The 544-nt window shown below is 32.4% G+C and carries 1 pseudogene; it reads left to right on the top strand.

Features of this window, described 5'->3' with window-relative positions:
* Nucleotides 1-301 (top strand): annotated as a pseudogene (locus M5A78_RS24600) (glutamine amidotransferase); the annotation flags it as partial.
* Nucleotides 302-544: the final 243 nt, after the last annotated feature.

Here is a 544-nt window from a genome sequence, read left to right as displayed (position 1 = left end):
TGCAACTGAGGGATTAGCGAATATTGGATACCTAGATTCTAGAAAGCATACAAGCAATAACTTAGAGTATATTAAAATGGTCTGTCCTAATTATAAAGGAGAAAAATTTCATGAGATGGGACCTGCAGTATCTGGTGAGAATTTGGTTACTGCATCAGGAGTAGCTCCTCTGGAATTTGCGATGGAAGTACTGAAAAAATTAGATGTATTTGCACCAGATACATTGCATTCATGGTATAACCTAAATAAGACTCATAAACCTGAATACTTCTTCCAGTTAATGAATTCAATAAATAGATGAGCTAAAAAAATCAACTTAGCAGTTTTATATTAGTTTAAATAATTACCATGCTTTAGACGATGTCAAAGCATGGTTTTTGTATATAACTTAAAAATGTTTATGGAAGTAAAAAACTTACAAAGCACTCCTGAAGTTGTTATAAATAGAACAGGTAACTAAATCTCTTTTTAATCTTATTGAACAACGGTGGGCTTTTTTTCTTTGGTAATAATGATGGAACGTTCTTCAAGAATCGGGCGCTTT

Source organism: Neobacillus rhizosphaerae, from assembly GCF_937468385.1.
In the GTDB taxonomy this organism is placed as follows: Bacteria; Bacillota; Bacilli; order Bacillales; family Cytobacillaceae; genus Neobacillus; species Neobacillus rhizosphaerae.
This window is presented reverse-complemented; position numbering and strand designations above follow the sequence as displayed.